11 protein-coding genes are annotated in these 10,392 nt (G+C 69.8%); all 11 read left to right on the top strand.

Annotated features, from left to right (window positions below):
• Positions 1-195 precede the first annotated feature (195 nt).
• Genes argC through tyrS form a run of 11 tightly spaced genes read left to right on the top strand, consistent with a single transcriptional unit; the run spans position 196 to position 10,152 of the window.
• On the top strand, positions 196-1,233 hold the full coding sequence (argC, locus tag G6027_RS00755; RefSeq protein ID WP_182634521.1) for an N-acetyl-gamma-glutamyl-phosphate reductase: 1,038 nt from the start codon (positions 196-198) through the stop codon (positions 1,231-1,233).
• Complete coding sequence (locus G6027_RS00760; RefSeq protein ID WP_182634523.1) at positions 1,230-1,706, top strand: hypothetical protein; 477 nt, start codon at positions 1,230-1,232, stop codon at positions 1,704-1,706. Before argC ends, G6027_RS00760 begins: the two co-directional genes overlap by 4 nt.
• Before the next feature lies 1 nt (position 1,707).
• The gene (gene argB, locus G6027_RS00765; protein WP_182634525.1) at positions 1,708-2,643 is read left to right on the top strand and encodes an acetylglutamate kinase; all 936 of its coding nucleotides are present in this window, start codon (positions 1,708-1,710) and stop codon (positions 2,641-2,643) included.
• Positions 2,640-3,854, top strand: a complete 1,215-nt coding sequence (locus G6027_RS00770) for an acetylornithine transaminase (RefSeq protein ID WP_182634528.1) — start codon at positions 2,640-2,642, stop codon at positions 3,852-3,854. The genes argB and G6027_RS00770 overlap by 4 nt, the downstream gene beginning before the upstream one ends.
• Positions 3,851-4,792 (top strand): ornithine carbamoyltransferase, encoded by a 942-nt coding sequence (argF, locus tag G6027_RS00775; RefSeq protein ID WP_182634530.1) that lies wholly within the window; start codon positions 3,851-3,853, stop codon positions 4,790-4,792. The genes G6027_RS00770 and argF overlap by 4 nt, the downstream gene beginning before the upstream one ends.
• Complete coding sequence (locus G6027_RS00780) at positions 4,789-5,286, top strand: arginine repressor (protein ID WP_182634533.1); 498 nt, start codon at positions 4,789-4,791, stop codon at positions 5,284-5,286. Before argF ends, G6027_RS00780 begins: the two co-directional genes overlap by 4 nt.
• A 53-nt stretch (positions 5,287-5,339) precedes the next feature.
• Complete coding sequence (locus G6027_RS00785; protein WP_182634535.1) at positions 5,340-6,539, top strand: argininosuccinate synthase; 1,200 nt, start codon at positions 5,340-5,342, stop codon at positions 6,537-6,539.
• On the top strand, positions 6,536-7,975 hold the full coding sequence (gene argH, locus G6027_RS00790; protein ID WP_182634537.1) for an argininosuccinate lyase: 1,440 nt from the start codon (positions 6,536-6,538) through the stop codon (positions 7,973-7,975). Before G6027_RS00785 ends, argH begins: the two co-directional genes overlap by 4 nt.
• Positions 7,976-7,980: 5 nt before the next feature.
• A complete protein-coding gene (locus G6027_RS00795; protein WP_182634539.1) occupies positions 7,981-8,202 on the top strand; it encodes a Trm112 family protein in 222 nt (73 codons plus the stop codon).
• On the top strand, positions 8,199-8,849 hold the full coding sequence (locus G6027_RS00800; protein ID WP_346995582.1) for a DNA-3-methyladenine glycosylase: 651 nt from the start codon (positions 8,199-8,201) through the stop codon (positions 8,847-8,849). The genes G6027_RS00795 and G6027_RS00800 overlap by 4 nt, the downstream gene beginning before the upstream one ends.
• A gap of 31 nt (positions 8,850-8,880) precedes the next feature.
• A complete protein-coding gene (tyrS, locus tag G6027_RS00805; RefSeq protein WP_346995583.1) occupies positions 8,881-10,152 on the top strand; it encodes a tyrosine--tRNA ligase in 1,272 nt (423 codons plus the stop codon).
• Positions 10,153-10,392 lie beyond the last annotated feature (240 nt).

Here is a 10,392-nt window from a genome sequence, read left to right on the forward strand (position 1 = left end):
GCGGCGGTCCGCGGTGCACGGCGGCGGGTGGGCACCTCGGGGATCGAGGAGGGGCGTCGCGTGGGCGGATCGGTGGATCTCGGGCAGAGCCGCTTCGGCGGGGGACGGCGTCAACTCGGAGCCTGACCTGTCCGGGGCGTTCGCGGCCGGCGCGTCGGTGTGCAAAAGATTGCAAGCTGATGCATACTTGTGCGCATGGCAATCAAGGTAGCGGTCGCAGGTGCTTCGGGTTACGCGGGAGGGGAGTTCCTCCGCCTGCTCCTCGGACACCCTGCGCTCGTGTCGGGTGAGATGGAGATCGGAACCCTCGCTGCGGGGTCCAACGCCGGGCAGCCGCTGGTCGAGCACCATCCCCATCTCCTGCCGCTCGCGGACCGCGTCCTGGTCGAGACCAGTGCGGACACCCTGGCCGGGCACGACGTCGTGGTCCTGGGACTGCCGCACGGGCACTCCTCGGCGATCGCCGAGCAGTTGGGGCCGGACGTCCTCGTCGTCGACCTGGGCGCGGACTTCCGGCTGTCCGATGCCTCGGACTGGGAGTCCTACTACGGGTCCGCGCACGCCGGCACCTGGCCGTACGGTCTGCCCGAACTCCCCGGTGCGCGTGAGGCCCTGCGGTCGACCCGCCGGATCGCGGTGCCCGGGTGCTTCCCCACGGGGGCGAGCATCGCGCTGTTCCCGGCGGTGGCGGCCGGACTAATCGACGCGTCGGGGATCACGATCGTCTCGGTCACCGGCGCCTCGGGCGCAGGGAAGTCCGCCAAGGTGCCGATGCTCGCCTCGGAGGTCATGGGATCGGCGAAGGCCTACGGCGTCACGACCCACCGTCACGCGCCCGAGATCACCCAGAACCTGCGGGCTGTCACCGATACGGAGGTGTCGGTGAGCTTCACCCCTGTCCTGGCCCCGATGGCCCGGGGAATCCTCACCACCGCGGTCGCCCCGACCACCGCGACCGCGGGGGAGTTGCGGCGGGTGTACGCGGAGGCGTTCGACGACGAACCCTTCGTCCACGTGCTCCCCGAGGGTGTGCAGCCGATGACCGCCTCGGTCCTCGGTTCCAACGCCGTGCAGCTCGGCATCGAGGTGGACGGCCGCGCCGGTCGCGCGGTGTTCACCGCGGCGATCGACAACCTCGCCAAGGGCACCGCCGGAGGCGCCATCCAGTCGATGAACCTGGCGCTCGGATTGCCCGAGACCTCCGGACTCAGCACGGTCGGCCTCGCCCCGTGAGTGCGGACACCCTCTCCGGAGCGAGATCGGACGGCCGCATCCACGGACTGGAAAGGTGGTCCGATCCCGCGGAGAACACCGTGGTGTTCTGGGTCGCTCCCGCGGGTTCGACGTCCGTGCTGGAGGTCGACGGCGACGGAACCGACGCCGTGGAGGTGCAGTGGAGCACCCTGAGCGCCGAGGTCCCGTCCATCCGCGCGGTCGTCCTGCTCGACGGTCCCGGGGTCGGTGTGCCGGGTGAGGACTTCACGTTCACGCACCGCGTCGCCGAGGACGTCGCCCGGTTCGTCAGCACCCGGTCGGGTGCCGAGGCCGGCCCGATCGAGGTTCTCGTCTTCCGACCGGAGACCGACCAGGCGCCCTGGCCGGAACCCTCGCGCACCGCAGACGGAGTGGAGTTCCGTTTCCGCCACCGCGGCGGAGCCGACATCCGACTCACCCTGACCGTTCCAGACCAGCCCGGAGAGGCCTGACATGACCACCGAGATGAACGACGGGTCCACCGAGTTGACGCCGTTCGTCCGCGCACACGTCCTCGCCGAGGCGCTGCCGTGGCTGCAGAAGTTCCACCACAAGATCGTCGTGGTCAAGTACGGCGGCAACGCGATGATCGACGACCAGCTCAAGGCGGCGTTCGCGGCCGACATGGTGTTCCTCCGGACCTGCGGTCTCAAGCCGGTGGTGGTCCACGGGGGCGGCCCCCAGATCACCTCCATGCTCGGCCGCCTGGGCATGGAGGGTGAGTTCCGCGGGGGATTCCGCGTGACCACCCCCGAGGTCATGGACATCGTCCGCATGGTGCTGTTCGGACAGGTCGGCCGCGAGCTGGTGGGGCTCATCAACGCGCACGGTCCCTACGCGGTCGGGATCTCCGGAGAGGACGCGGGCCTGTTCACGGCGGTCCGACGGACGGCGATGGTGAACGGTGAACCGACCGACATCGGGTTGGTCGGCGACGTCGAGTCGGTCGATCCCCGCGCCGTCCTGGACCTCATCGAGGCCGGACGGATCCCCGTCGTGTCCACCATCGCCCCGGATGCGGACGGCACCGTCCACAACATCAACGCCGATTCCGCCGCCGGCGCGCTGGCCACCGCGCTCGGCGCGGAGAAGCTCGTCGTCCTCACCGACGTCGAGGGGTTGTACACCGACTGGCCGGACCGGTCCTCACTGGTCACACATCTCGGAACCGGTCCGCTCGAGCGACTGTTGCCGTCGCTCGAGAGTGGGATGGTCCCCAAGATGGAGGCGTGTCTGCGCGCGGTGCAGGGCGGGGTGCGGGCGGCCCACGTCATCGACGGGCGCGTCGAACACTCCGTGCTGCTCGAGGTTCTCACCGAGGGCGGCATCGGCACCATGGTCACCGAGGGTGACCACGAGATCCGTACGCCGGCAGGAGGCGCGAGATGACCGGGACCGACACCATGTCCCTCACCGCACGGTGGGACGGCGCGCTCATGCGCAACTACGGCACTCCGCCGCTCGAGCTCGTCTCGGGCCGGGGCGTCACCGTCACCGCCTCGGACGGCCGCGAGTACGTGGACCTGCTCGGAGGTATCGCGGTCAACGCACTCGGCCACGCGCACCCGGCGGTGGTCGACGCTGTCAGCCGCCAGGTCGCCGAGCTCGGCCACGTGTCCAACCTCTACATCCACCCGAAGGTGGTGGCGCTGGCCGAGCGTCTCGAGTCGCTGCTGGCGGTGGACGAGCCCGTCCGCGCCTTCTTCTGCAACTCGGGCGCGGAGGCCAACGAGGCCGCGTTCAAGATCGCCCGTCGGACGGGCCGTTCGCGGGTCCTCGCGGCGGAGAACGGTTTCCACGGCAGGACCATGGGCGCCCTCGCGATGACGGGTCAACCCGCCAAACGGGAGCCGTTCGAACCGATGCCCGCAGGGGTCGAGTTCTTCCCCTACGGCGACACCGCCGCGCTCACCGCTCTCGTAGAGCAGGCTCCCGGGGACACGGCCGCCGTGATCGTCGAGCCGGTCCAGGGCGAGGGAGGGGTCGTCGAACCCCCCGAGGGCTTCCTGGCCGAGGTGCGATCGTTGTGCAGCGAGCACGGGATCCTCATGATCGTCGACGAGGTCCAGACCGGGATCGGTCGTACCGGGGCGATGTTCGCCACGCGGCGGGCGGGGGTGGTCCCCGACGTGATCACCCTGGCCAAGGGCCTGGGAGGCGGGTTGCCGATCGGTGCCTGCCTGGCGGTCGGTGCGGCCGGGGACCTGCTCACCGCGGGGCAGCACGGGACCACGTTCGGCGGGAACCCCATCGCGTGCGCGGCCGCCCTGGCCGTCCTCGACACGATCGAGGCCGATGACCTGATCGCGCACGTCGACCGACTCGGGAAGATCATCGCCGCGGAGATCGAGTGCCTGGACCACCCGCTGGTCGACCACGTGCGGGGGAGGGGGCTGCTGCTCGGCGTGGTGCTCACCGCGCCGCTCGCCAAGGCCGTGGAGGGGGCGGCCCGGGAGGCCGGGTATCTCGTCGGTGCCACCACCGCGGACGTGGTCCGCCTCGCCCCGCCGCTCGTGCTGACCGAGGAGCAGGTCGCGCGGTTCGTCGCCGGGCTCCCGGCAATCCTGGACGCCGCGACCCCGAAGGAGTCCACCTCATGACCGCAGCATCATCGTCGGTGCGGCACTTCCTGCGGGACGACGACCTCAGCCCCGCGGAGCAGGCCGAGGTCCTCGATCTGGGGATGCGGCTCAAGGCCGCCCCGTTCTCGGCCCGCCCGCTCGAGGGGCCACGGTCGGTCGCCGTGATCTTCGACAAGACCTCCACGCGGACGCGGTTCTCGTTCGATGCCGGGATCGCCCAACTCGGCGGGAACGCCATCGTGGTGGACTCCGGATCCACGCAGATGGGCAAGGGTGAGACCCTGTCCGACACCGCGAGGGTGATGTCGCGCTACGTCGAGGCGATCGTCTGGCGCACCTACTCGCAGGACGGGCTCGTCGAGCTCGCCGCGCACTCGGACGTGCCCGTGGTCAACGCCCTGACCGACGAGTTCCACCCGTGCCAGATCCTCGCGGACCTGCTCACCATCCGCGAGAACTTCGGCCGCACCGCAGGCCTGCGCGCTGTGTACCTCGGCGACGGCGCGAACAACATGGGGCACTCGTACCTGCTCGGCTTCGCGACCGCGGGCATGCACATCACCATCGCCGCGCCGGAGGGTTACCAGCCGACAGGTCAGGTGGTGTCGGATGCCGAGCGCGTGGCGGCGGGGACCGGCGGGTCCGTGAGGATCACGACCGACGTCGACTCGGCGGTGGACGGTGCGGACGTCCTCATCACGGACACCTGGGTGTCGATGGGGATGGAGGACTCGGCAACGGATCGGCTCCGCGACCTGGCCGACTACCAGTTGGGGCAGGAGTCGGTCGACAGGGCGTCCGACGACGTGATCGTCCTGCACTGCCTGCCCGCCTACCGCGGCAAGGAGATCGCGGCCGAGGTCATCGACGGCCCCCGCAGCCGTGTGTTCGACGAGGCCGAGAACCGGCTCCACGCGCAGAAGGCGCTGCTCGTGTGGCTCATGGAGCGGTCGTGACCACGGTGGGGACGGTCAGCAGGACCGTCAGGCACGCCCGTATCGCCGAAATCCTCCAGCGCCGTCCCGTCCGGAGCCAGACCGAGCTGGCGGAGGCCCTGGCCGAGGAGGGCATCGCCGTCGCGGTGGCCACCTTGAGCCGGGATCTCGACGAACTCGGGGCCGTCAAACTCCGGGCCGCGGACGGCGGCGCGGGCCGCTACATCATCCCGGAGGACGGCAGCAGGGCCCCGGGGATCCCCGGCGGTACCGACAGGCTCGGCAGGCTCCTCGGCGACCTCCTGGTCTCGGCGGACCACAGTGGCAACATCGCGGTCCTGAGGACCCCGCCCGGCGCCGCGAACTTCCTGGCGAGCGCCCTGGACCGCGCCAACCTCGACGACGTGGTCGGGACGATCGCCGGGGATGACACCATATTCGTGATGGCCCGTGAGCCCGTCGGAGGCGCCGAGCTCGCGGACCGGCTCGCCTCCCTGGCCCGACGCCCACTCTGACCTCCACGACCCGACCCCAGACCTTTTAGATCCGAACCATCAAGGAGCACACCATGTCCGATCGCGTAGTCCTCGCCTACTCCGGCGGCCTCGACACCTCTGTCGCCATCAGTTGGATCGGTAAGGAGACCGGCGCCGAGGTCGTCGCCGTCGCCATCGACCTGGGTCAGGGCGGTGAGGACATGGAGGTCATCCGGCAGCGCGCCCTGGACTGCGGCGCCGTCGAGTCGATCGTCGTGGACGCCCGCGACGAGTTCGCCGACGAGTACTGCGCCCCCACGATCAAGGCCAACGGGATGTACATGCGTGAGTACCCACTTGTCTCGGCGATCTCTCGGCCGCTGATCGTCAAGCACCTGGTCACCGCGGCCAAGATGCACGGCGGCACCTCCGTCGCACACGGCTGCACCGGCAAGGGGAACGACCAGGTCCGCTTCGAGGTGGGCTTCGGCGCACTCGCCCCCGACCTCGACGTGATCGCCCCGGTCCGCGACTACGCCTGGACGCGTGAGAAGGCCATCGAGTTCGCGGAGCAGAACGAGATCCCCATCAACGTGACCAAGAAGTCCCCGTTCTCGATCGACCAGAACGTCTGGGGTCGCGCGGTGGAGACCGGCTTCCTCGAGGACCTGTGGAACGCCCCCACGAAGGACGTCTACGACTACACCGAGGACCCCACCCTCAACTTCGCCGCTCCCGACGAGGTCACCGTGACCTTCTCGGAGGGCATCCCGGTGGCGATCGATGGTCGCAAGGTCTCCGTGCTCGAAGCCATCGTGGAGCTCAACCGCCGTGGCGGCGCGCAGGGTGTGGGTCGGCTGGACATGGTCGAGGACCGGCTCGTCGGTATCAAGAGCCGCGAGGTCTACGAGGCACCGGGCGCGATGATCCTCATCACCGCGCACAAGGCGCTCGAGGACGTCACTCTCGAGCGGGAGCTGGCCCGGTACAAATCGGGTGTGTCCGACCAGTGGTCCAACGCGGTCTATGACGGCCTGTGGTTCTCCCCGCTGAAGTACGCCCTCGACGCCTTCATCGACAACACCCAGCAGCACGTCTCCGGTGACATCCGGATGGTCCTGCACGGTGGCTCCATCGTGGTCAACGGACGTCGTTCCGATTCCTCGTTGTACGACTTCAACCTCGCGACCTACGACGAGGGCGACTCGTTCGACCAGAGCTACGCCAAGGGCTTCGTGAACCTCCACGGTCTGAGCTCCAAGATCGCCGCCAAGCGGGACCTCGGGCTGTGAGCGACGCCGACCGGCAGGACGAACGTCACGGCACCAACGCCGGAGCCCTGTGGGGCGGTCGCTTCGCGGGCGGCCCCGCCGAGGCGATGGCCGCCCTGAGCAAGTCCACGCACTTCGACTGGGAGCTGGCGCCGTACGACATCAGGGCCTCCAAGGCCCACGCCAGGGTTCTCCACCGTGCGGGGTTGCTCTCCGGTGCGGAACTGGACGCGATGCTGGACGGTCTGGACCGACTGGCCGCGGACGTCGATTCAGGCGCGTTCGTCCCGGCAGAATCGGACGAGGACGTGCACGGTGCCCTCGAACGCGGTCTGATCGACCGTGTGGGGGTCGAGGTGGGCGGGCGACTTCGTGCAGGCCGGTCCCGCAACGACCAGGTCGCCACGTTGTTCAGGATGTGGTTGCGCGACGCGGTGCGGGAGGTGGCCGCCGGGGTGCTCGACGTGGTCGACGCACTCGTGACCCAGGCGGACGAGCACCCGGAGACGGTGATGCCGGGCAAGACCCACTTCCAGGCGGCTCAGCCGATCCTGCTCTCGCACCAGCTCCTGGCCCACGCGCAGCCGCTGCTGCGGGACGTCGATCGGATCCGGGACCTGGACCGACGTCTCGCGGTGTCTCCGTACGGTTCGGGGGCCCTGGCCGGGTCGTCCCTCGGGCTGGACCCGGACGCGATCGCGGCGGAGCTCGGGTTCGACCGCGCGGCGGACAACTCGATCGACGCCACGAGCTCGCGGGACTTCGCCGCCGAGGCGGCCTATGTCCTCGCGCAGATCGCGGTCGACCTCTCCCGCCTGGCGGAAGAGGTGATCGCCTGGTCGACCCCGGAGTTCGGGTACGTGACGCTGGCCGACGAGTGGTCGACCGGTAGCTCGATCATGCCGCAGAAGAAGAACCCGGACGTCGCGGAACTCATGCGCGGGAAGACGGGCCGGTTGATCGGCAATCTGACCGGCCTGCTCGCCACCCTCAAGGCCCAACCGTTGGCCTACAACCGGGATCTGCAGGAGGACAAGGAACCGGTCTTCGATTCGGTCGCCCAGCTCTACCTGCTCCTCCCGGCGATGACCGGGATGGTCTCGACCCTGGAGTTCCACCCGGAGCGCCTCGCCGCGCTCGCCCCGGCCGGATACACGTTGGCCACCGACATCGCGGAGTGGATGGTCCGTCAGGGCGTGTCCTTCCGCGTCGCCCACGAGGCGGCCGGGGAGTGCGTTCGGGTGGCCGAGTCCCGCGGCGTCGGGCTGGACGAGCTGACCGACGACGAGTTGGCGGCCGTCGACCCCGAGCTGTCGCCCGACGTCCGCGACGTGCTCACCGTGACGGGATCCATCGCGTCACGGAGCGCACGCGGCGGGACCGCCGGCACCGCCGTGGCCGATCAACGGCGCCGGCTGGGAGAGATCCGTAGCGAGCTCGCCCACTGGGTAGGGTGAGCGCCATGTCCGCCATCGATGACCGTCTGCTGGAGATCCTCGCCTGCCCCGAGGACAAGGGGCCGCTGCTCCTGGCGGGTGACGACACGCTCTACAACCCCCGTCTCCGACGCGCCTACCGGATCGACGACGGTATCCCGGTCCTGCTGGTGGAGGAGGCACGCCAGGTGGACGACGCCGAGCACGCGGACCTGCTCGCCCGTTCGGGCGGAGCTCCGCAGGAGTGACCCGGGGGTACGCCGGGGCGGGTCCGTTCCGGGCACTGCTGCGTGAGGCTGACCCGGCCGCGGCCGCGCGGGCACTGCTCGGGGGTGTCCTGACCCATGACACCGTCTCGGTGCGGGTGGTCGAGGTGGAGGCCTACGGGGGACCGGTCGACTCGCCCCATCCGGATCCCGCGGCCCACACCTGGCCGGGGCCGACCCCGCGGAACCAGGTGATGTTCGGCGACGCCGGTCACCTGTACGTCTATCTGAGCCACGGGATCCACCGATGCGTCAACATCACCTGCCGTCCCGCAGGTGAGGGGGGCGGGGTCCTTCTCCGCGCAGCCCGGGTGGAGAGCGGACACGAGGTGGTGGACCTCCGCCGGCCGGGGATACCCGCCGAGCACGCGGCTCGCGGACCGGGGAACCTCGGCAAGGTGGTGGGCATCGATCTCTCATTCCGGGGCATGGATGTCCTCGACCCGACGTCGTCGGTCACGTTCCGTCCGGATCCGGTCCCGGATTCGCAGATCCGGACCGGCCCCAGGGTGGGTGTCTCCCGTGAGGCGGATCGCCCCTGGCGATTCTGGCTGGCGGGCGCCCGGGAGGTCTCCTCCTACCGCCGCAGTCCACGCGCGCCGCGCGTCACGCACCCCGCCCCGTGGTAGCCCGCGGCGCCGATGGGGAACAATGGCACGCGTGACTTCCAACATCCTCGATGACCTGCAGTGGCGGGGGCTCATCGCGCAGTCGACCGACCTCGACGCGCTCCGTGCCCATCTCGACGAGGGCACCGTGTCGCTCTACTGTGGCTTCGATCCCACCGGGCCCAGCCTGCACGCAGGTCACCTGATCCCGCTTCTCACCCTCAGGCGATTCCAGTTGGCCGGACACCGGCCGATCGTCCTGGCCGGTGGCGCGACAGGGATGATCGGGGACCCCCGCGACGTGGGGGAGCGCACCATGAACACCGCCGACACCGTGGCCGAGTGGGCCGAGCGCATCACCGGACAGCTTGAGCTGTTCGTGGACCTCACGGAGGGGCCCGCGGGCGCCCGCGTGGTCAACAACATGCAATGGACCGGGCACCTGACCGCCATCCAGTTCCTCCGCGACGTCGGCAAGCACTTCTCGCTCAACACCATGCTCGGGCGCGACACCGTCAAGCGTCGTCTGGACGGCGACGGGATCTCGTACACCGAGTTCTCGTACATGCTCCTCCAGGCCAACGACTTCGTGCAGCTGCGTCGCACAATGGGGTGCACCCTGCAGATCGGCGGCTCCGACCAGTGGGGGAACATCGTCGGCGGTGTCGACCTCAACCGCCGGATGGACGGGGAGTCGGTGCACGCGATGACCGTCCCCCTGGTCACCTCGTCCGACGGGAAGAAGTTCGGCAAGTCCACGGGCGGCGGCAGTCTCTGGCTCGACCCGGACCTGACCAGCCCCTACACCTGGTACCAGTACTTCCTCAACACCTCCGATGCCGACGTGGTCCGCTACCTGCGGTGGTTCTCGTTCCTGGGCCGGGAAGAGATCGACGAGCTCGACGCACTCACCCGGGACAAGCCGCAGCTGCGGGCGGCGCAGAAGCGCCTGGCCGAGGAGATGACCACGATGATGCACGGGGTGGCGGCCACGGAATCGGTGCAGGCGGCGTCCCAGGCGCTGTTCGGACGTGGCGAGTTGGCCGAGCTGGACGAACGGACCCTCGGTGCTGCACTCGAGGACGCCGGCGCGGTCGAGCTGGGATCCGACGAACCGAGGACGATCGTCGATCTCCTGGTGGCGTCCGGCCTGTGCGAGAGCAAGGGCGCGGCGCGACGTGCCGTCGGTGAGGGCGGCGCGTACGTCAACAACGTGCGCGTCGAGGACGCAGAGTGGACGCCCGCGACGAGCGACCTGCTGCACGGGGCCTGGCTGGTCCTCCGGCGCGGCAAGCGGAACCTGGCCGGGGTCCGGATCCGCTGATCCGGGGAGTATCACGAGACGGCGCCGGTGAACCCCGGCGCCGTCTCGCATTTTCGCCGTTGACCTGGCGATTTGCGTTTGGGTTCACGTCTGCGTAACTTATTGGAAGTCGCCGAGAGCGAGCGCGGACCGGGAGGTTCGAGCTGGTGCGAGGTGGCGAGTTCCAGGTGGTGGCGCGGACCCGGTTTTGACTTGGTGGGTCGGGGTCGCTAGGCTGGAGAAGTTGCCCCGAAACGGGCG

This window comes from Dietzia sp. SLG310A2-38A2 (assembly GCF_014145095.1).
Lineage (GTDB): Bacteria > Actinomycetota > Actinomycetes > Mycobacteriales > Mycobacteriaceae > Dietzia.